The sequence below is a fragment of the Methylobacterium sp. J-001 genome, assembly GCF_022829565.1.
Taxonomy (GTDB): Bacteria; Pseudomonadota; Alphaproteobacteria; order Rhizobiales; family Beijerinckiaceae; genus Methylobacterium.
The window spans coordinates 92,716-112,265 of the sequence record NZ_JAKSYN010000028.1 but is presented as its reverse complement, the minus strand read 5'-3'; the positions used below and the strand labels follow the sequence as shown (position 1 = coordinate 112,265).

Sequence of the window (19,550 nt, the reverse complement as noted above, 5' to 3'; positions counted from 1 at the left end):
ACGCGCTCCGGTCGCACAAGTAGCGAGCGTGCTTGAACGTTCCGCCGCCCGGCTCAGGCTATTCGCACAGGCGATGGCCGGCGTTGCGCTCGCGGTCATCGAAGTGAAAGTGGTTGGCGTGGGCCGCATTGGTTCCCGGACCCAGCACTGTCCGGAAGAAGCCGCAGGCCTTGCTGCGGACGCTGGCGAGGAAATCGGCCTCCTCGGATCCCGCTGGCATCGCCTTGACCGGAATGCTGGCACGCCCCGCGAACGCGAAGCCCATCACGTCGACGGCCGCCGCGAAGGCGTGGTCGCTCAGCTTGGCGTCGACATCGTGGTTCTGCCCCCGGCAGACATAGGTGCCGCCAAGTTCGAGCCCGGTGAGCGGATGCTTGAGGGTCCGGTCAGCCACGACCTGTACCTCGGTGGCCCAGCGGGCGAACGATTCCGCGACCTGGCATGTGAGGGTCGCGCCCCCTGGCAGCGTGATGTCGTCGGCAAGCTTGGTCACCTTCAGCGGCAGCGGTGCCGTGCACTGGCCCTCGGCGATGGGCGGCAGCGGCTCGAATGCGACGCCGAGGCGCTTGAGGCGCGTCCGGCAGGCGGTGTCGTCCGGCGGCGCGACCTTGAGGGCCAGGGCCGCTTCGCCCGAGAGTTCCGGCGGCCGGTCCGGCGGGGTCGGAGGAGGCGTCGGGATCTCGGGTTTTGGCGTTTCCGGTGCCGCCTCTTTCGCCGGCGGCGTCAGCTCCGCGGGCCGAACGGGTGGGGTCGGCTTCACAGCTTCGGAGAGGGGCGTCGGCTTCTGTTCCGGTGATTGCGGGGGCTTCAGTTCGTTCGGACGTTCCGGCGGAAGGGGCGGCGGCACCGGGACAGCCGGAGCCTCGACGGCGAACCCAGGCGCTGGAACTGCCGCCCAGAGACCGAGCGCGAGGGCGCGGGGTGCCAAGAAAAGCGTCGGTCGGCGGAGCGGCATGGAACCTCGAAGGGCGGGCGCGGGCCGGGGGAAACGAACGGAAGCGCATTCGGATCGCATCCGCCCAGTTGACGAAGTCTACGATCGAGCTTCTGTCTTCCGTCGAGCGGCCGCGGATACCATCTCCCGGTCCGGATGACGGGCCGAACCACCCGTCGGACTGACGCACCACCGAGGACCGAATGCCGGATGTCGCCGATGCCGGGCTCCCGAGCCTGCCGCAGGACAACCCTTTCCGCGACGCGCAGTGGAGCACGCCCTTCGGCCTGCCGCCGTTCGAGCGCATCCAGCCCGAGCATTACATGCCCGCCTTCGAAGCGGCGCTCGCGGCCCACGATGCCGAAATCAGGGGTATCGCGTCCGAGACGGCGCCCGCGACCTTCGCCAACACCGTCGCCGCGATGGAGCGGGCGGGCCAAGCCCTCGAACGGGTGGCCGGAGTCTTCTACAACCTGACCGGCAGCCACACGAACCCGGAGCTGCAGGCGATCGAGCGGACGATCGGCCCGAAACTCTCCCGGCACGGCAGCGCCATCTACTTAAATCCGCAGCTCTGGGCGCGGATCTCGGCAGTCGAGGCCGAGGCGGAGGGTCTCGGGCCGGAGGAACGCCGGGTCCTCGACCGCTACCGCATCCGCTTCCGCCGCGCGGGCGCGGATCTCGCCCCGGACGACAAGGCGCGCATCGCCGAGATCGCCGCCCGGATGTCAGAGCTCGGCACGCAATTCAGCCAGAACCTGCTCGCCGACGAGAGCAGCTTCACCCTGCCGCTGACCAGCGAGGACGATCTCGCCGGCCTGCCACCGTTCCTGCGCGCCGCCGCCGCGAGCGCGGCCCGGGAGCGCCGGCTGGAAGGCCACGTCATCACCCTGTCGCGCTCTCTGATCGAGCCGTTCCTGGTGTTCTCGACCCGGCGCGACCTGCGCGAGAAGGCCTACGCGGCCTGGACGAAGCGCGGCGAGAATGGCGGCACCACCGACAACCGGGCGATCATCGTCGAGATGGTCGGGCTGCGCGCCGAGCACGCGCGGCTGCTGGGCTTCGACAGCTTCGCGCATTTCAAGCTCGATGACACGATGGCCGCGAGCCCCGACGCCGCCATGGCGCTGCTGCGCGACGTCTGGACGCCGGCCCGGGCGCGGGCGGGTGAGGAGCGCGAAAGGCTCCAGGCGCTGGTCCAGCAGGAGGGCCACAACTTCGCGCTCCAGGCGCATGATTGGCGCCACTACACCGAGAAGCTGCGGCGGGCCGAGCACGACCTCGACGAGAGCGAGGTCAAAGCGTATCTGCCTCTCGACCGGATGATCCAGGCGGCCTTCGATACGGCGTCGCGCCTGTTCGGCTTGACCTTCGAAGAGCTGTCCGACGTGCCGCGCTACCACCCGGACGTGCGCGTCTGGCGGGTCGGCAATCCGGACGGGTCCGAGGTCGGCCTGTTCCTGGGCGATTATTTCGCGCGGTCGTCCAAGCGCTCTGGCGCCTGGATGAGCGCGTTCCGCTCCCAGGAGCGCTTGAACGGCACGGTCACGCCGGTCATCGTCAACGTGATGAATTTCGCCAAGGCCCCCGCCGGCGAGAGCGCGCTCCTGTCCTTCGACGACGCCCGCACCCTGTTCCACGAATTCGGCCACGCCCTGCACGGGCTTCTGTCGGACGTGACCTACCCGCTGCTCTCCGGCACATCCGTGTCGCGGGACTTCGTCGAGTTGCCGTCGCAGCTCTACGAGCACTGGCTTGAGCAGCCGGAGGTATTACAGGCCCATGCCCGCCACCACCTGACCGGCGAGCCGATGCCCGACACGCTGCTTCGCAAGCTGCTCGCGGCCCGCACCTTCAACCAGGGTTTCGCCACGGTGGAATACACGGCTTCGGCGATCGTCGACATGACCCTGCACCTCTCGTCGGGCGGTGAATCCGGCCTCGACGTGCCAGCCTTCGAGGCCGACGCCCTCCAGCGGATCGGCATGCCGGCCGAGATCAGCATGCGGCATCGCTCGCCGCACTTCGCCCACATCTTCTCGGGCGACGGCTACGCCGCCGGCTATTATAGCTACCTCTGGTCCGAGGTGCTCGACGCCGACGCCTTCGACGCCTTCCGGGAGGCAGGCGACATCTTCGATCCGGAAACGGCGAAGCGCCTGCGCACCTTCGTGTACGGTGCCGGCAACCTGCGCGACCCGCGCGATGCCTACACGGCCTTCCGGGGTCGCATGCCGAGCATCGCGCCGCTTCTCAAGAAGCGTGGGCTGGCAGCCTGACCCGGCAATGGCCGGTAAGGGTTTCGTAAAGAAACGTCCTTAACGAACGCTTGCGGGGATTCCCTGCAAGCGGAGTTGGGGGCGATGACGAAACGTGAAGCCGAGTCGGCCCTCTCGCCCGACGAGCTGCTGAAGGCCGTGGTGGCGGGGAAAGTCGAACCGAAGCCCGAGCCTGCTGCCAAACCTGCGGCTCGATTCGCACTGCCGTCTTTGTCGGATGGCGAAGTCCGGCGCTACGCCATCGCGGGCACCGCCTTGGCGCTGGGCTTGCTGCTCGGCTTCGCCGCGCACCCCGGGTCCGGTGGCGTGCCGAGCGATGCTGTCGTCGCGCTGAGCGCCACCGTCGATGCCGGAAGGACCGAGACCGCGCGGCTCGGCGCCGACATCGCTCAGCTCCATCAAGTGCTCGCCGATCTGCGTGCTGCCACCGACACCGCCCGCAAGGAGGCCGGCACCCGCAGCAACGCGCTCGGCGAACGCTTGGCGCAGCTCGACAAGAATCTGAATGCCAAGACCGCCGCCCTGGGCGAGCGTCTCGAACAGGTTGAGCGTGAGCAGAGCGGCCGGATCGCCAACCTCGCCGCTCAGCTTGAGCGCCGCACCACCGCCGTCGCGGCTGTGAAGGCCGAGCCGACCCAGACCGGGAGCCTCGCCGAGACGCGCAGCGTCGACGCAAAGATGACCGAAGCGAAGACTGCCGATACCAAGAGCACCGAGGCGAAACCGACGGACACCAAGCCGAAGCCTATCGCGGCGGACAAGCCGACGGTCATCGAGGGCTGGGCCGTCCGCGACGTCTATGACGGTGCTGCGATCCTTGAGAACCGCCGCCGCCGTATCGTTGAGGTCGGACCGGGCGACGTGCTGCCAGGCGTCGGCCGCGTCGAAGGCGTCGAGCGGCGCGGCCGGGAATGGGTGGTCGTCACGCGTCAGGGCCTCGTCACGCCGCAGCCCTGGTAAGCGCGCTCGGCGCCCCTGGAACGTGGCAGAGGCCAGTTCGTCGTTGGGGGCCGGGAAACGCGGCTCGAGCGTCAACGGATCGGCCATTGCGGCGGCACGCTCGGCCCGGTGGCGCCCATGGCGCAGGGCGCGGGACTGATCGGCCCGCGTCGGGTGCAGGATTGCGGCGAGGAGCGCTTGGCCCTCGAACGAACGGTCCAGATTTTTGGCTTCGAAGACGGGCATGGCCGGCCTGCATGAGTGCGAGCCGGTCATCCGCCGATGGCGGTGGCCCGAATCGCATCCCGAATAACGGGGATCGCGTGGACGGGTTCCGCTAAGCTTTCGCGGCGAAACCATTTTTTTACGATTGTCCAGGCGCGGCCCGAAAACAGTGCGGCGGCACACATAGCCCCAGTTGGAAGCACGTGCCGAAAGCCCGATGGCGGCTTGCGGCACGCACGGTCTATCAGACGAACTGGTTGAGACCCGGGATCGAGCCGATGATCGGGCCCATCGCATCCTCGCCGACCTTTTCCCGGCCGAAGGCGAACAGCTCCTGGCCGAGGGGCTGCATCTGGCCCATGGGCACGCCGGCCGCCATCAGCTTCTGGCCCAGCGCCATGACGCCGCCGCCGCCCATCATCCCACCGAGCATGCCCATCAGTCCGCCGCCGCTGCTCTCGCCGGCATTCGACTCGGCCACCAGCGATTCCGAGCCTGGCAGTGCGGCCAGCAGCTGGTTGACCTCCGTCTCCGGACCCTCCTTCTGAAGGAAAGCCAGGATGTGCCCGATGGCCGTCTGTGCCGTCGCGGCGTCGAGCCCGGTGCGGGTGGTGACGCGGGCGAGCAGTTCTTCCATGGCGCTGATCTCTTCGGAACGTTTCCAGAGGTCCTTCGACGTTGAAGCGCCGGAAATCAAGCGCGAGCACCGACTCTGCTGGGAACGTATCAGCCCATTCTTCACACGATGCCGGCCCGCGCGCGCCCCGGTCCGACCTTGCGTCCGGCGGCGCGCCGTGGCCTCGTAGGCGATGAAGCGGGACGAGTTTATGGTCAGGGCCTCGGACGCGCCGATGCGGCGATTCTCGCCGTCAGCCCGGGGCCCCGCCGGTGGATCGACCGGACACGCATGAGGAGACACGGGTGAGCGATCTCAAGACCCTGCGCGGCCTCTCCGGCCTGAGCCCGGAGCCCGCGAGCCTGAAGAAAGCCGCGCTCATCCTCATCGATATCCAGAACACTTATCGCGACGGGGTGCTCCGACTGACCGGGGTCGAGCCGGCCATCGTGCAGGCCAAGATCCTGCTGCGGCGGGCGCGCGAGGCCGAGACACCGGTGTTCCACATCCGGCACAATGCCGGGCCGGGCTCGCCCTACGACCTCACGGCCGCCAGCGGACAGATCTCCGAGGAGGTGGCGCCGCTGGACGGCGAGGCAGTGATCACCAAGGCCTTCCCCAGCGCCTTCGTGGGCACGGACCTGGAGGATCGGCTGAAGCGGGCCGGCGTCACCGACCTGATCCTGGCCGGCTTCATGACCCATATGTGCGTCAACTCGACGGCCCGCTCGGCCTTCAACCTCGGCTTCCAGCCCACCGTGATCGCTTCCGCCACCGCGACGCGGGATCTCCCGGCGCCTGACGGCTCGGTGGTGCCGGCGGCCCAGCTCCAGGCAGCTAGCCTCGCGGCGCTGGGCGACCTGTTCGCCGTGGTCGCGCAGGATGTCGATGCCGTTCGCCATTGAGGCCTGAGCCGCCGGCTGGGACACCGCCGCCGCGGACATGTGTGCATTGCACCATGCGGCGGCGGAAGGCGGAACATCACCGGCGGCCATGCGGTTCGGATCCGAAAATGCGGAGTGCCGGACCATGCGCATCGAGAACGTTGCTGATCTCATCGCCGAGACCCTCCACGTTGCAGGCGTCGCACGCATCTACGGGGTGGTCGGCGACAGCCTGAACGGGATCACCGAGGCCCTGCGCGCCCGGGGGCAGATCGATTGGATCCACACCCGCCACGAGGAGGCGGCGGCGTTCGCGGCGAGCGCCGAGGCGCAGGTCACCGGCAAGCTCGCGGTCTGTGCCGGCTCCTGCGGCCCCGGCAACCTGCACCTGATCAACGGCCTCTACGACGCGCATCGCAGCCGGACCCCGGTTCTGGCCATCGCCGCCCAGATCCCCTCGGCCGAGATCGGCTCGGGCTATTTTCAGGAAACGCGGCCGACCGAGCTGTTCCGCGAATGCAGCCATTACTGCGAGCTGGTCTCCGACCCGTCGCAGATGCCGTTCGTGCTGGAGAACGCGATCCGCGCCGCCGTGGGGGAGGGGGGCGTCGCCGTCATCGTCATCCCGGGCGATGTCGCCCTGCGCGATGCCCCAAAGCGGGCGCTCGCCCCCCATGCCGGCCTGATCCCGGCCAAGCCCGTGGTGCGGCCGGCCGATTCCGAGCTCGACGCTCTGGCGGCCCTGCTCAATGCCGGCAAGCGCGTGACGCTGCTCTGCGGGCGCGGCTGCGCCGGCGCCCATCCCGAACTGCTGCAGCTCGCCGAGGCGCTCAAGAGCCCGATCGTCCATGCGCTCGGCGGCAAGGAATATGTCGAGTTCGACAATCCCTACGATGTCGGCATGACCGGGCTGATCGGCTACGCGTCCGGCTACGCCGCCATGATGGCCTGCGACACCCTGCTGATGCTGGGGACGGGCTTTCCCTACAAGCAGTTCTATCCGCAGGACGCCAAGATCGCCCAGGTCGACCTGCGCCCCTCAGAGCTTGGCCGCCGCTGCCGGATCGAGCACGGGCTCGTCGGTGATGTCGGGGCGACGATCCGGGCGCTGCTGCCCCGGCTCAAGCCCAAGGCCGACCAGTCCTTCCTGGATGCCAGCCTGAAGCACTACGCCAAGGCCCGCACCGGCCTCGACGAGCTCGCCACCGGGAAGGCCGGCGGGCCGCTCCATCCGCAATATCTCGCGAAGATGATCAGCGAGGCGGCCGCGGACGACGCCATCTTCACCGCCGATGTCGGCACGCCGACCATCTGGGCTGCGCGTTACCTGGCGATGAACGGCAAGCGGCGTCTGCTCGGCTCCTGGGTCCACGGCTCGATGGCCAACGCCCTGTCGCAGGGCATCGGCGCGCAGGCGGCGGAGCCGAACCGTCAGGTCATCGCGCTCTGTGGCGACGGGGGCTTCGCCATGCTGATGGGCGACTTCCTGACGCTCCGCCAGCACCGCCTGCCGCTGAAGGTGGTGGTGTTCAACAACGGCACCCTCGGCTTCGTCGAGCTGGAGATGAAGGCGGCGGGCTATCTCGAGACCGGCGTCGCGCTCGACAATCCGGACTTCGCCGCGATGTCCCGGGCGGCCGGCATCTTCGCCCTGCGGGTCGAGGACCCGGCCGACTTGCCCGGCGCCATGCGCGAGTTCCTAGCCTTCGACGGCCCCTCGCTGCTCGATGTCCGAACCGCCCGCAACGAGCTGTCGATGCCGCCCAAGATCGACGGGCAGCAGGTGAAGGGTTTCAGCCTCTACGTGCTGCGGGCCGTGATGGACGGGCGTGGTGACGCAGTTCTCGACCTCGCCAAAACCAACCTCATCCGTTAGACCACTTTGGATAATCTAGACCCGTTCCAGACCGCTGGGGCGGGCGATCCAGGGAGTGTCCGGACCATGCGGGTCGGCCTGTTCGTGCCGTGCTACGTCGACGCCTTCGAGCCGGAAGTCGGGATCGCCACGCTCGAATTGCTGGAGCGGGTCGGTTGCAAGGTGGAATATCCGTTCAACCAGACCTGTTGCGGGCAGCCCATGGCGAATACCGGCTGCCATGCGGAGGCCGCCGCCACCGAGGCCCTGTTCGTCAAGAACTTCTCGGATTTCGACTACGTGGTCGCGCCGTCCGGCTCCTGCGTCCATCAGGTCCGTGAGCACCTGACCGCCATCCCGCAGACGGACGAGGTTAAGAAGGTCCGGGCCAGCACCTACGAGCTGGTCGAGTTCCTGCACGACGTGCTCAAGATCGACGCGCTGCCCTGGGCCGAATTCCCGCACAAGGTGGCCTATCACGGCAATTGCAACGCGCTGCGCGGCATCCACCACGCCCGCCCCTCCGAGATCGTGAAGCCGTACTTCTCGAAGCCGCTCGACCTGCTCCGCATGGTGAAGGGCGTCGAGCTTGTGGATCTCGCCCGGCCCGACGAGTGCTGCGGCTTCGGCGGCACCTTCTCGGTCTTCGAGCCCGCGGTCTCGGCCAAGATGGGCTACGACAAGGTCGCCGATCAGAACCGGGCCGGTGCGCAATACGTGGTCTCGGCGGATTCCTCCTGCCTGATGCACCAGAAGGGCTGCGCCGAGCGCCTTGGTCTGCCGCTCCGGTACATTCACATCGCGCAAGTGCTGAACGGAGCTGCCGCATGAGCGTCGAGGATCTGAACCCGCGCGCCCGCGAAGGCGTCATCCACCCCGAGGTCCGCGCCGCCGACGACGAGAGCGAGCGAGGCCAGGATGGTGGCCGCCTCCAGCACGCCGAGGCTGCGACCAAGCCGATCCGCGCGCCGCAGACCCGGGAGAAGCAGCCCCGGGGCGCGAAGATCCGCGGCGACCGGCCGATCGATCAGGCCGAGGCCGCCGAGCGTTTCCTGGCCGCGCCGCTGCACCAAGCCGCCCATGACGAGCGCCTGTGGGACCTGCGCAAGAAGCGCGACACCTCGGCCCACGGCATCCCGGAATGGGAGGAGCTGCGCGAGCTGGCCTCCGCCATCAAGGCGCACACGCTCACCCATCTGGACCAGTATCTCGAGCAGTTCGAGGCGGCCGCGAAGGCCAACGGCGTCCAAGTCCACTGGGCCGCGGACGGCGCCGACCACAACCGCATCGTCCTGGAGATCCTGCGCAGCCGCGGTGCCAAGACCCTGGTGAAGTCGAAGTCGATGCTCACCGAGGAATGCGGCTTCCGCCACCACATGGCGGCCAACGGCATCGAGATCATCGAGACCGATCTCGGCGAGCGCATCCAGCAGCTCGACAACGAGGAACCGAGCCACATCGTGGCGCCGGCAGTCCACAAGACCCGCATGGACGTGGCCGAGGTCTTCGCCAAGACGCTCGGCACCGACCCGGACAACGACGACGCCCATTACCTTGCCGAGAGCCAGCGCGAGACCACCCGGCCCTACATCCTGAAGGCCGATGCCGGCATGACCGGCTGCAACTTCGCCATCGCGGAGACCGGCACGGTCGTCACCTGCACCAACGAGGGCAATGCCGACCTGTCCGGCAACGTCCCGCCGTTGCAGATCCACTCGATCGGCATCGAGAAGATCATCCCCAAGGTCGAGCATCTCGGGGTGTTCATCCGGCTGCTGTCGCGCTCGGCTTTGGGCTCACCGATCACCCAGTACACCTCTCATTTCCGCGGGCCCCGGACGGGCACCGAGATGCACATGGTGCTGGTCGATAACGGCCGTTCCGCCCGGCTCGGCCTGGAGGAATTCTGGACCTCGCTCAAATGCATCCGCTGCGGCGCCTGCATGAACACCTGCCCGGTCTACCGGCGCTCGGGCGGGCTCTCCTACGGGGCGACCTATTCCGGGCCGATCGGCCTGATCATCGACCCGACCTTCAACAAGCGGAAATACTCGACCCTCCCGTTCTCCTCGACGATGAACGGCTCGTGCACCAACGTCTGCCCGGTGAAGATCAACATCCACGAGCAGATCTTTGCCTGGCGCAGGGTCCTGGTCGAGGAGCACCACATCCCGGCGCTCAAGCAGGGGATGATGAAGGCCGCGGGCGCGGTCCTGTCCCGGCCCGCTGCCTATCGAGCGGCGATCGGCGCCGCGGATTCGGCGCTGAAGGTGCTTCCGCGTTTCGCCGTCTACAACCCGCTCAACACCTGGGGGAAGAAGCGCGAGATGCCCGACGCGCCGCGCCAGACCTTCCACGCCTGGTACAAGCAGAACCGGATGCAGAAGCCGGCAAAGGACGCGGCCCCGAAGGACGCGGCCCGATGAGCGCGCGCGCGGATATCCTGGCCGCGCTCAAGTCCAACCGCCCGGCGGGCGATTATCCGCTGCCGAGCGTTCCGGACTTTGCGCCGTTGGTCGGCGACGATCTGGTCGAGGAATTCGGCGAGCGGCTGAAGCGCATGGGCGGCCGGATCGCGGACGGGCGCAGCGGCGAACCGCTGGCGGGCGTGCGCGAGCGTCTGGCCGAGGCCAAGGTGATCGCCTCCGCAGTCCCCGAGATCGCGGGCAACCGCGACCTGCGCGCGGTGCGCTATCCGCAGGAGGTCGAGGATGTCGACGTGGCGGTGGTTCGCGCCGTGTTCGGTATCGCCGAGACCGGCTCGGTGCTGTTCACAGAAGGCGAGCTGATCGTGAACGCGGTGGCCTATCTCGCCCAGCACCTGATCGTGCTGCTCGATCCCGCCGACATCCTGCCCAACGTGCAGGCCGCCTATAAGCGCCCGGAATTCGGCCGCTCCGCCTACGCGGTGCTGCATACGGGGCCGTCGGCCACCGCCGATATCGAGGGCGTGCTGATCCACGGGGCGCAGGGCGTGCGCTCGCTGACGGTTCTGCTTCTGCCGCGCTGATCGGGAACCGCGATCGGGCGCGCCACTTGCTTGGGCAGCGATCATCTCGTCGCCCGGCAAGGAGATCCGATGCGCTATACCCTCGGTTGCAGCCTATCCTACAATATACTCTCGGACACGACCTTCATCTTCAACCTGGAGGTCGCCAAGCTGAGGAGCGTCGAGATCCTCAGCGAGAGCCTGGTGCTCACGCCGAACCTGAAGAGTGACCTCTACACCACGCCCGACCTGCTGAACCGGTATCTCGGCGTCAACGTGCCGATGGGCCAGTTCGCGCTGGAGTACAATGCGGAGGTGGATCTCACCGTTCATCGCGCCGACCCGGCGACGATCAACGAGACCCCGATCGGGGTGCTCCCCCTCGACATCCTGCCGTTCCTGCTGCCGAGCCGGTTCGTGTCCTCCGACCGGCTGACGCCCTTCGCCCAGGCCGAGTTCGGCGCGCTGCCCAAGGGCCACAGCCGCGTGAACGAGATCTGCAACTGGATCCACGACCACATCACCTATCAGCCCGGCACCAGCGACGGTGAAACCACCGCCGACGAGTCCCTGCTGAAGCGGGCCGGCGTCTGCCGCGACTTCGCGCATATCGGCACGGCCTTCTGCCGGGCGCTCGGCATCCCGGCCCGGTTCGTCAGCTGCTACGCCCACGGCCTCGTGCCGAGCGACTTCCACGCGGTGTTCGAGGCCTATCTCGACGGCCGCTGGTGGTTGTTCGACGCCACCCGCCAGGCCGACCTCGACGGTCTGGTCCGGATCGGCGTCGGGCGCGACGCCGCCGAGATCGCGTTCTCGACGCCGTTCGGAAACATGCAGCCGGTCAACCAGCAAGTCCGAATTCAGCGCACGGACGGGCAGGGCAGCCCGATGCCGCGCACGGTGGACGCGATCTCCACGGAAGTGCCCGCGCCGAATGCCGGCGCGGCCTGACCGGACAGCCGCACCGGATCACGCTATCCTGTGATCCTCGGAAGCAATGATGGGTGAAACCGCATGGCCTATCGCCACGTCGTCGGCCCACGTACCCACGTCTTCGCCGATCTCGCCACGCTGATGGCCAAGGCGACGCCGGTCCGCTCCGGCGACCGGCTCGCCGGCATCGCGGCGGAGTCCGCCGAGGAGAACGCGGCGGCCCGCTGGTGCCTCGCCGAGGTGCCGCTCTCCGAGATCCTGGCCCGGCCGCTGATCCCCTACGAACAGGACGATGTCACCCGGCTGATCCTCGACACGCACGACGCGGCGTCCTTCGCGGAGATCGCCCACCTCACGGTCGGTGATTTTCGCGAGTTCCTGCTGACCGCTACCCCGGAGGTGCTGACCCGGATCGCCCCCGGCGTCACCCCCGAGATCGCGGCGGCCGTCTCGAAGATCATGCGCAACCAGGACCTGATCTCGGTGGCCCGCAAGGTCCGCGTGGTCACCCGGTTTCGCAACACGATCGGGCTGCCGGGCACGCTGGCGGTCCGGCTGCAGCCGAACCACCCGACCGACGATCCGAAGGGCATTACCGCGGCGATCCTCGATGGGCTGACCCTCGGCTGCGGCGACGCTGTGATCGGCATCAACCCGGCTTCCGATTCGGTCCAGGCGCTCGGCGACCTGCTCCAGCTCCTCGACGGTCTGATCCAGAAGCACGCCATCCCGACGCAGGCCTGCGTGCTCACCCACGTCACCACCACGCTCGCTGCCATGGAGCGCGGGCTGCCGGTCGATCTCGTGTTCCAGTCGATCGCCGGGACCGAGAAGGCCAATGCCGGCTTCGGGGTGACGCTCGCCCTGCTCAAGGAGGCCCACGAGGCAGCGCTCACGCTCAAGCGCGGCCCGCTCGGCGACAACTGCATGTATTTCGAGACCGGCCAGGGCTCCGCGCTGTCGGCCGATGCCCATCATGGCATCGACCAGCAGACCCTGGAGGCCCGGGCCTACGCGGTCGCCCGGCCGTTCCGGCCGCTCCTGGTCAACACCGTCGTGGGCTTCATTGGTCCCGAGTACCTCTATGACGGCAAGGAGATCATCCGGGCCGGGCTGGAGGACCATTTCTGTGGCAAGCTCATGGGCGTGCCGCTGGGCGTCGACGTTTGCTACACCAACCATGCCGAGGCCGATCAGGACGACATGGACACGCTGCTGACGCTGCTGGGCGCGGCCGGCTGCACCTACATCATGGGCGTCCCCGGGGCCGACGACGTGATGCTGAACTACCAATCCACCTCGTTCCACGATTCCCTCTACCTGCGTGAGGTTCTGGGCCTGAAGCGCGCCCCCGAATTCGAAGCCTGGCTGCAAGGGATCGGCCTCACCGACGAGGCCGGTGCCCTGCTGCCGGGAGCGGGCGCGCCGCTGCTGACCGCCGCACCGGATCTGGCCGCGTGAGCGAACCCGGGGAGATCTGGGCGCGGCTCGCCGGGCTGACGCCGGCCCGGATCGGCCTCGGCCGCGCCGGCAGCGGCCTGCCGACCCGGGAGGTGCTCCGCTTCGGCCTCGACCACGCCCAGGCTCGGGACGCCGTGCACGCGCCGATGGATTCGGAAGCGCTCACCGGCGCCATCGCGGATCTCGGGCTCCGCACGATCCCGGTCGCCTCACAGGCCCCCGACCGGGCGACGTATCTGCGCCGCCCCGATCTCGGCCGCCGGCTGGATCCGGAAGACCTGGCCAGGCTTCAGGCCGCAGCCGAACCGGCCGACCTCGCCATCGTGGTGGCCGACGGACTCTCGGCGCGGGCGGTGCACGAGAACGCGGCGCCATTGCTCGAGGCGTTCAGGCCCCTGGCGGAGACGGCCGGCTGGCGCCTCGCGCCGGTTGTGATCGCGCGACAGGCGCGCGTGGCGCTCGGCGACGCCATCGGCGCGGCTCTGAAGGCCCGGGCGGTGGCGGTGCTGATCGGCGAGCGGCCCGGCCTGTCCTCCCCGGACAGCCTCGGCATCTACCTGACGCTGGATCCGAAAATCGGCCGCTCGGATGCGGAGCGCAACTGCATCTCGAACGTGCGGAATGCCGGCCTTATCCATGAGCGGGCCGCGTTCAAGCTGCACTGGCTGCTCGCCCGTGCGCTGACCCTGGGCCTCAGCGGCGTGACATTGAAGGACGAGAGCGACCGCGCCCTGGAGGCCGGCGTCGCGGCGCCGGCCTTGCCGAATTCGACCGCCGACTGAGACTGTCCAGGCCGCTGCGACGGCCCGACGATACCGCGCCCGCTCGGCGGGGGCCTTCGAAGGATCGGCGCTATACGTGCGATCGCGCGGATTACTCGGTGAAGGATTATCCTTAACCTAATCTTACGCCGGCAATCGACCCCAAGCGTGGCTGTGGCGGGGTCGCAACACCGTAAAACGATCCCGGGTCTGCCCCGAGACCTGCCCGCAAACGCCGCGATCCCGCCATAGTCCGAGCCCACCTCAACATCCGCGGTAAACGGCAAGTTCGACAACGATTTACCGTTTTGAAACGAGGATTTCCCGAGCACGCGGACGGCCCCCACGGCGCATCGCGAACGGCGACGCGCCGCGGTCTTCTGCACCCTCGGGACTGGCGGCGCGAAGGCTTGGTTCGGGTTGATGGACACGCGTTTGAACGACAAGTCGAAGCTGCCCAGCCGTCACGTCACGGAGGGGCCGGATCGTGCCCCGCATCGCTCGTATCTCTACGCGATGGGCCTGACCCGGGAGCAGATCCACCAGCCGCTCGTGGGTGTCGCCTCCTGCTGGAACGAGGCCGCCCCCTGCAACATCTCGCTGATGCGCCAGGCGCAGGCGGTGAAGAAGGGCGTCGCCGCCGCCCACGGCACCCCGCGCGAGTTCTGCACCATCACGGTCACCGACGGCATCGCCATGGGCCATGGCGGCATGCGCGCCTCGCTGCCGTCGCGTGAGGTCATCGCCGACTCGGTCGAGCTGACCATGCGCGGTCACGCCTACGATGCCCTGGTGGGCCTCGCCGGCTGTGACAAGTCGCTGCCCGGCATGATGATGGCCATGGTGCGCCTGAACGTGCCGTCGATCTTCATCTATGGCGGCTCGATCCTGCCCGGCTCGTTCCGCGGCAAGCCGGTCACCGTCCAGGACCTGTTCGAGGCGGTGGGCAAGGTCGCGGTCGGCGACATGAGCCTGGAAGACCTCGACGAGCTGGAGCAGGTCGCCTGCCCGTCGGCCGGCGCCTGCGGCGCGCAGTTCACCGCCAACACCATGGCGACCGTCTCCGAGGCGATCGGCCTCGCGCTGCCCTATTCGGCCGGCGCCCCGGCTCCTTACGAGATCCGGGACAAGTTCTGCGCCACCGCAGGCGAGAAGGTGATGGAGCTGCTGGCCAAGCAGATCCGCCCGCGCGACATCGTCACCCGCAAGGCGCTCGAGAACGCCGCCACCGTGGTCGCCGCCTCCGGCGGCTCGACCAACGCGGCCCTGCACCTGCCGGCGATCGCCCATGAATGCGGCATCGAGTTCACGCTGTTCGACGTCGCCGAGATCTTCCGGCGCACGCCCTACATCGCGGATCTCAAGCCCGGCGGGCGCTACGTCGCCAAGGACATGTTCGAAGTCGGCGGCATCCCGCTGCTGATGAAGACCCTGCTCGACCACGGCTTCATGCACGGCGACTGTCTGACGGTCACCGGCCGCACGATCGCGGAGAACATGGATCGGGTGACCTGGAACCCGGACCAGGACGTGGTCTACCCGGCCAACCGCCCGATCACCCCCACTGGCGGCGTCGTCGGCCTCAAGGGCAACCTCGCCCCCGAGGGCGCGATCGTGAAGGTCGCCGGCATGGCGGCCGAGAAGCAAGTCTTCACCGGCCCGGCCCGGGTGTTCGACGGCGAGGAGGCCTGCTTCGAGGCGGTGCAGTCGCGGACCTACAAGGAAGGCGACGTGCTCGTGATCCGCTACGAGGGTCCGCGCGGCGGCCCCGGCATGCGCGAGATGCTGTCCACCACCGCGGCCCTCTACGGCCAGGGCATGGGCGACAAGGTCGCGCTGATCACGGACGGGCGCTTCTCCGGCGCGACCCGCGGCTTCTGCGTCGGCCATGTCGGCCCCGAGGCGGCGGTGGGCGGCCCGATCGGCCTGATCCAAGACGGCGACATCATCACCCTCGACGCGATCCAGGGCACGCTCAGCGTCGCCCTGTCGGACGAGGTACTTGCCGAGCGCCGCAAGGCCTGGGCGCCGCGGACCAACACCGCGACCTCGGGCTACCTGTGGAAATACGCGCAGGGCGTCGGCCCGGCGCTGTACGGCGCCGTCACCCATCCGGGCGGCGCCAAGGAGCTGGAGAGCTATGCGGACGTCTAGGACTGACCTCAGCCGGCGCAGGGCGCCGGCCGGGGCCGATCCCGGTCGGTCCCGCCTGATCGCCAGGATCGCGGCGTCGGCCGGTGTCCTGGTCCTGCTCGCCCTGCCCACGGAGGCGCCGCGGGCGCTCGATGCCAGCGTCCGCACGCCGGTCCAGGTGCCGGTCGCGGACAAAAGCTATCGCTCGGCCAAGGACGCGCTGCGCGCCGGCGTGCGCGAGTACAATGCCGGCGACAAGCAGGGCGCCGCACGCGCCCTCGAATACGCCGCCGGGCAAGGCCATGCGCTGGCCCTGTGGAAGCTCGGCCGGATGTACGCCGAAGGCGACGGCGTGCCCCACGACGACCTGAAGGCGTTCGAGTTCTTCTCGCGGATCGCCGACGCCAGCACCGACGATGGCCCGGATCCGCAGAACTCGGCGGTCACCGGCAGCGCGTTCACGGCGCTCGGCACCTACTTCCTGGAGGGGATCAAGGGCACCTACGTGCGCCCCAATCCTGAGCGCGCCTACGACATGTTCAACTACGCGGCGTCGTATTACGGCGAGCCGAACGCGCAGTACAATCTCGCCCGCCTCTACCTCGACGGCACCGGCGTCGAGGCCGATCCGCGGCAGGCAGCTCGCTGGTTCAACCTGGCGGCCGAGAAGGGCCACCACCCGGCGCAGGCCCTGCTCGGCGACATGCTCCTGAACGGGCTGGGCGGCGTGCCGGTCCAGCGCGTGAAGGGCCTGATGTGGCTCTCGCTCGCCCGCGAGGGCGCGGAGGGCCGCAAGGACGACTGGATCGTGGCGCTCTACGAGAAGAACTGGGCGGCGGCGAACGAAGACGACCGGGCCGAGGCCCAGAGCCAGCTCCAGACCGTCGGGTCGATCCGGCGGCGGCACTAAAAGCCGCCGCCGGCTGTCGTCAGCCCTTCTTCGCGTCCTGCGCGGCCTTGAAGGACGGCCGCGCCAGCGTCTCGGCAACGTAGGCCGACAGCTTCGGCCAGCGGCCGGCATCGACCTGCGCGTCGGCCAGGTGGAAATTGTAGAAGCCCGTGGCGATCGAGATGTCGGCGATGCTGAATGCGTCGCCCGCGAGATACGGGCCCGAGATCTGCCGCTCCAGATAGTCGAACAACGGCGGCAGATCCTCGTTGAGCGCCTTGGTGACCGCGGCCTCGTCGGTGGGCTGGCTCATCATATTGGGCTTCAGGATCCGCTCGACGAACGGCACGACGAGCTTGGCGAACAGCTCTGTGTCGCCGAACTTGTCGAACCAGACCGCGCGGCCGAGCGCCTGCGGATCGGTCGGGACCAGAGCCGGAGTCGGGTGCTTGCGCTCCAGATACCAGAGGATCGCGGAGGAATCCGCCAGCTTGAACCCGCCATCCTCGATGGCCGGGATCTTTCCGAGCGGGCTCGCCGCCTGGAAATCCGCGTCGGGCGCGTGGAACATCACCGGCCTGTGCTCGTAAGGCACGTTCTTCTCGGTGAGCGAGACCAGAACCTTGCGGACGTAGGGCGAGTAGCCGGTACCGTAGACGATCATTGGAACTCCATTGCGACAGGGACCGCGGTCTGTGGATCCGCCGGTCCATGACGTTGGAGATAGGGCCGATTGTCGGTCTGCCGACCGGGGCGCGCTTACCGGTCCGTGACGAAGCCGCGCGGACTCACCAAGCCGGGGCCGCGATCGCCGCGACGAAGGCGGGGCGGTCGAGGGTCAGGGCGACCCAGCCGGCGAGCTTCGGCCAGCGCGCCGGGTCGACCTCGACCTGCGCCAGCCGGAGATTGTGGAACCGCGCCGCCACCGCGATGTCGGCGATCCCGAAGGCGCCGCCCACCAGGAACGGCCCGGAAATCTGCGAGTCCAGGTAGTCGAACAGCGGCGGCAAATGCTTGTCGACCGCCTGCTGTGCCAATGCCTCGTCGCCCGGCACCTTGAAGATCCGCGGCTTCAGAAAGCGCTCCGTGAAGACGACCCCCAGCTTCTGATGAAGTTCGACCTCGGCGAACTTGTCGAACCACCGGGCGCGGGCGGCGTCTTTCGGCTCGGCCGGAACGAGCGTCGGCTGCGGGTTCAGGCGTTCGATGTAGTCGAGGAACGCGCTGGAATCGGCCAGCCGAAAGCCGTCGTGGTCGATCGCCGGGATCTTGCCCATGGGGCTCGCCGCCCGGAATGCGGCATCCTCCGCCTGTGGCGCCACCGGCCGGTGCTCGTAGCTGATGCCCTTCTCAGCGAGGGCCACGAGAACCTTCCGCACGAAGGGCGAGATGCTGGTGCCGTAGACGATCATGATCGATTCCCCCGAACGGTCGGCGGATTCGTAGACGCGTTGCCGATCGCGTTGCAATTGGAGGCGTGCCTAATCCTTTAATCTTTTATGGTTGCTTGCGCGGCACCGAGATTGACTTCGGCGGCGCGCATCTTGGCAATCGCTTACAGGGGAGAGGCCGATTTCAGCTTTTCGAAGCGCTTGAGCAGACGATCCCGCTTCAATCGCGACAGGCGATCGATCCAGAAAATGCCGTCGAGCTGATCGATCTCATGCTGGACCACCGCGGCCTCGAAGCCCTCAACCTCCTCCTCGCGGGTCGATCCGTCGAGATCTTGGAAACCGAACCGGATGCCGGCGGGCCGGGTGATCCGTTCACGCACCCCCGGCATGCTGACACTGCCTTCGTCATGGATAGCCGTGTCGGAAGACGCCCAGAGAACCTGGGGATTCACATAGATGCGCAGATCCTCATCCGGTGACAGCCGGATCACCATGACGCGCTCGGGAATGCCGATATGCGGAGCGGTCAGGCCGATAGCACTGACGGCCAGGAGTGTGTCCCGTACGTCGTCGGCGGTGCTTTTCAGGGACGGCCCGAAATCGCTGATCGGGCTTGCCGCCAGGGACAGGCGACGGTCGGGGTACTGAACGAGGGTGCGGGCCGGCATGTCGGGTCAGTCCACCTGTGATGGTGCGGGATGTTGCCTTCCTCCACCGGAGCTACGGGGCGTCGTCAACCGGCAAGACGGGCGCGGATCGGTTGCGGGGCGCCTTCCCGGAAAACGATCAGCTTTCTTTGCTTTGGAGCTTCGATCACCTCGGGGGCCCACGCTTTACGAACGCGCCACGCTCTACCGCACCTTGCTCGCGATCGGGCGGGCATTCGAAGGCGTCCCATGCCGGGGTGGACGCCAGCGACGCCGAGGGGCAGCTCCCAGGCTGCTGGCGTCCTGAGCTCGGCCAGCTGGGCCAGCTCATCGCGTTGCGCGGATGCGCGGCGCCTGAAGACATGGCCGCCGAGCGCCGGCGCGCCTTGCTCCGTGCCCCGCCTTGATGCCGGCGCCGTGGTGGCCGCGTTGGAGATGGAGAGCGATGCGCCGTTCCCCTCTTCGCCGCCGATCCGGACTGTCTCCCCGGTCGGGCGGCGAGGGCGAGATTCTGGGTGATGTCGCGGTTCTTCGACTCGGGCATCTCGGCCATGAGACAAGCCGCCATGCGGTCGGACACGCTGCCGACCGCGCAGGCATCAGGTCCGCTC

Annotated in this window: 17 protein-coding genes; 12 read left to right on the top strand and 5 right to left on the bottom strand. The window is 68.4% G+C overall.

What is annotated here, in order from left to right; genetic code table 11:
* Nucleotides 1–58: 58 nt before the first annotated feature.
* Nucleotides 59–955, bottom strand: a complete 897-nt coding sequence (locus tag MKK65_RS02425) for an extensin family protein (protein WP_243955010.1) — start codon at nt 953–955, stop codon at nt 59–61.
* Between the two features lie 182 nt (nt 956–1,137).
* Here MKK65_RS02425 and MKK65_RS02420 point away from each other — a divergent pair, with 182 nt between their 5' ends.
* Nucleotides 1,138–3,213: a M3 family metallopeptidase gene (locus tag MKK65_RS02420; protein ID WP_243955008.1), complete on the top strand. Its 2,076-nt coding sequence runs from the start codon at nt 1,138–1,140 to the stop codon at nt 3,211–3,213.
* 84 nt (nt 3,214–3,297) lie between these two features.
* Nucleotides 3,298–4,173 carry a hypothetical protein gene (locus MKK65_RS02415; RefSeq protein ID WP_243955006.1) on the top strand — a complete coding sequence of 292 codons (876 nt, stop codon included), beginning with the start codon at nt 3,298–3,300 and terminating at the stop codon, nt 4,171–4,173.
* 448 nt (nt 4,174–4,621) lie between these two features.
* Here the strand turns inward: MKK65_RS02415 and MKK65_RS02410 are convergent, their stop codons facing one another.
* Entirely contained in the window at nt 4,622–5,014 is a 393-nt protein-coding gene (locus MKK65_RS02410; RefSeq protein ID WP_243955004.1) for a DUF2267 domain-containing protein, read from the bottom strand.
* Nucleotides 5,015–5,298: 284 nt separating this feature from the next.
* Between MKK65_RS02410 and MKK65_RS02405 the strand changes: the two genes are divergently transcribed.
* The 10 genes from MKK65_RS02405 (at nt 5,299) to MKK65_RS02360 (ending at nt 16,919) form a co-directional block, all read left to right on the top strand.
* On the top strand, nt 5,299–5,898 hold the full coding sequence (locus MKK65_RS02405) for a cysteine hydrolase family protein (RefSeq protein ID WP_058193786.1): 600 nt from the start codon (nt 5,299–5,301) through the stop codon (nt 5,896–5,898).
* 124 nt (nt 5,899–6,022) lie between these two features.
* Nucleotides 6,023–7,753, top strand: a complete 1,731-nt coding sequence (gene poxB / locus MKK65_RS02400; RefSeq protein ID WP_243955002.1) for a ubiquinone-dependent pyruvate dehydrogenase — start codon at nt 6,023–6,025, stop codon at nt 7,751–7,753.
* Between the two features lie 66 nt (nt 7,754–7,819).
* Nucleotides 7,820–8,563 carry a (Fe-S)-binding protein gene (locus MKK65_RS02395; RefSeq protein WP_243955000.1) on the top strand — a complete coding sequence of 248 codons (744 nt, stop codon included), beginning with the start codon at nt 7,820–7,822 and terminating at the stop codon, nt 8,561–8,563.
* Complete coding sequence (locus MKK65_RS02390) at nt 8,560–10,158, top strand: lactate utilization protein B (protein WP_243954998.1); 1,599 nt, start codon at nt 8,560–8,562, stop codon at nt 10,156–10,158. Before MKK65_RS02395 ends, MKK65_RS02390 begins: the two co-directional genes overlap by 4 nt.
* Nucleotides 10,155–10,742: a lactate utilization protein C gene (locus MKK65_RS02385; RefSeq protein WP_243954996.1), complete on the top strand. Its 588-nt coding sequence runs from the start codon at nt 10,155–10,157 to the stop codon at nt 10,740–10,742. Before MKK65_RS02390 ends, MKK65_RS02385 begins: the two co-directional genes overlap by 4 nt.
* Nucleotides 10,743–10,811: 69 nt before the next feature.
* Nucleotides 10,812–11,672 (top strand): transglutaminase-like domain-containing protein, encoded by an 861-nt coding sequence (locus MKK65_RS02380; RefSeq protein WP_243954994.1) that lies wholly within the window; start codon nt 10,812–10,814, stop codon nt 11,670–11,672.
* A 63-nt stretch (nt 11,673–11,735) separates the two neighbouring features.
* Nucleotides 11,736–13,115 (top strand): ethanolamine ammonia-lyase subunit EutB, encoded by a 1,380-nt coding sequence (locus tag MKK65_RS02375; RefSeq protein WP_243954992.1) that lies wholly within the window; start codon nt 11,736–11,738, stop codon nt 13,113–13,115.
* Complete coding sequence (gene eutC / locus MKK65_RS02370) at nt 13,112–13,897, top strand: ethanolamine ammonia-lyase subunit EutC (protein ID WP_243954990.1); 786 nt, start codon at nt 13,112–13,114, stop codon at nt 13,895–13,897. Before MKK65_RS02375 ends, eutC begins: the two co-directional genes overlap by 4 nt.
* Nucleotides 13,898–14,299: 402 nt before the next feature.
* The gene (ilvD, locus tag MKK65_RS02365; RefSeq protein WP_243954988.1) at nt 14,300–16,030 is read left to right on the top strand and encodes a dihydroxy-acid dehydratase; all 1,731 of its coding nucleotides are present in this window, start codon (nt 14,300–14,302) and stop codon (nt 16,028–16,030) included.
* Entirely contained in the window at nt 16,017–16,919 is a 903-nt protein-coding gene (locus tag MKK65_RS02360) for a tetratricopeptide repeat protein (protein WP_243954986.1), read from the top strand. Before ilvD ends, MKK65_RS02360 begins: the two co-directional genes overlap by 14 nt.
* 19 nt (nt 16,920–16,938) lie before the next feature.
* Here MKK65_RS02360 and MKK65_RS02355 read toward each other — a convergent pair whose 3' ends face one another.
* The 3 genes from MKK65_RS02355 to MKK65_RS02345 all read right to left on the bottom strand — a co-directional run bounded on the left by MKK65_RS02355 (nt 16,939) and on the right by MKK65_RS02345 (nt 18,960).
* On the bottom strand, nt 16,939–17,562 hold the full coding sequence (locus MKK65_RS02355; protein WP_058193796.1) for a glutathione S-transferase family protein: 624 nt from the start codon (nt 17,560–17,562) through the stop codon (nt 16,939–16,941).
* Nucleotides 17,563–17,686: 124 nt separating this feature from the next.
* Nucleotides 17,687–18,310, bottom strand: a complete 624-nt coding sequence (locus MKK65_RS02350; RefSeq protein WP_243954984.1) for a glutathione S-transferase family protein — start codon at nt 18,308–18,310, stop codon at nt 17,687–17,689.
* Between the two features lie 143 nt (nt 18,311–18,453).
* The gene (locus tag MKK65_RS02345) at nt 18,454–18,960 is read right to left on the bottom strand and encodes a peptide deformylase (protein WP_243954982.1); all 507 of its coding nucleotides are present in this window, start codon (nt 18,958–18,960) and stop codon (nt 18,454–18,456) included.
* Between the last annotated feature and the right edge of the window lie 590 nt (nt 18,961–19,550).

Coding starts and splice junctions, on each gene's coding strand:
- MKK65_RS02350 (WP_243954984.1), bottom strand. CDS start 18,310: ATGATCGTCTACGGCACCAGCATCTCGCCCTTCGTGCGGAAGGTTCTC.
- ilvD (WP_243954988.1), top strand. CDS start 14,300: ATGGACACGCGTTTGAACGACAAGTCGAAGCTGCCCAGCCGTCACGTC.
- MKK65_RS02375 (WP_243954992.1), top strand. CDS start 11,736: ATGGCCTATCGCCACGTCGTCGGCCCACGTACCCACGTCTTCGCCGAT.
- MKK65_RS02410 (WP_243955004.1), bottom strand. CDS start 5,014: ATGGAAGAACTGCTCGCCCGCGTCACCACCCGCACCGGGCTCGACGCC.
- MKK65_RS02355 (WP_058193796.1), bottom strand. CDS start 17,562: ATGATCGTCTACGGTACCGGCTACTCGCCCTACGTCCGCAAGGTTCTG.
- MKK65_RS02395 (WP_243955000.1), top strand. CDS start 7,820: ATGCGGGTCGGCCTGTTCGTGCCGTGCTACGTCGACGCCTTCGAGCCG.
- MKK65_RS02345 (WP_243954982.1), bottom strand. CDS start 18,960: ATGCCGGCCCGCACCCTCGTTCAGTACCCCGACCGTCGCCTGTCCCTG.
- MKK65_RS02425 (WP_243955010.1), bottom strand. CDS start 955: ATGCCGCTCCGCCGACCGACGCTTTTCTTGGCACCCCGCGCCCTCGCG.
- MKK65_RS02360 (WP_243954986.1), top strand. CDS start 16,017: ATGCGGACGTCTAGGACTGACCTCAGCCGGCGCAGGGCGCCGGCCGGG.
- MKK65_RS02420 (WP_243955008.1), top strand. CDS start 1,138: ATGCCGGATGTCGCCGATGCCGGGCTCCCGAGCCTGCCGCAGGACAAC.
- MKK65_RS02415 (WP_243955006.1), top strand. CDS start 3,298: ATGACGAAACGTGAAGCCGAGTCGGCCCTCTCGCCCGACGAGCTGCTG.
- poxB (WP_243955002.1), top strand. CDS start 6,023: ATGCGCATCGAGAACGTTGCTGATCTCATCGCCGAGACCCTCCACGTT.
- MKK65_RS02380 (WP_243954994.1), top strand. CDS start 10,812: ATGCGCTATACCCTCGGTTGCAGCCTATCCTACAATATACTCTCGGAC.
- MKK65_RS02390 (WP_243954998.1), top strand. CDS start 8,560: ATGAGCGTCGAGGATCTGAACCCGCGCGCCCGCGAAGGCGTCATCCAC.
- MKK65_RS02385 (WP_243954996.1), top strand. CDS start 10,155: ATGAGCGCGCGCGCGGATATCCTGGCCGCGCTCAAGTCCAACCGCCCG.